The 206-nt window shown below is 59.7% G+C and carries 1 protein-coding gene; it reads left to right on the forward strand.

Translation table 11 applies throughout. The features are described from left to right. Nucleotides 1-9: 9 nt before the first annotated feature. Nucleotides 10-206: ATP-binding cassette domain-containing protein (locus HMPREF0308_RS14395; RefSeq protein WP_428829071.1), on the forward strand; the 197-nt coding region annotated here is incomplete at its 3' end.

Genomic DNA, 206 nt, shown 5'->3' on the forward strand with positions numbered 1-206 from the left:
CTGGAGGCCGTGGGGCTGCGTGGAGCGGCTAAACTAATGCCTTCTGAACTTTCCGGTGGGATGGCGCGGCGTGCAGCGCTGGCGCGTGCGATTGCGCTGGAGCCGGATCTCATCATGTTTGATGAACCTTTTGTTGGGCAAGATCCCATCACCATGGGCGTACTGGTGAAGCTGATTTCTGAGCTGAACAGCGCGCTGGGCGTGAC

The organism is Corynebacterium striatum ATCC 6940, from assembly GCF_000159135.1.
In the GTDB taxonomy this organism is placed as follows: Bacteria; Actinomycetota; Actinomycetes; order Mycobacteriales; family Mycobacteriaceae; genus Corynebacterium; species Corynebacterium striatum.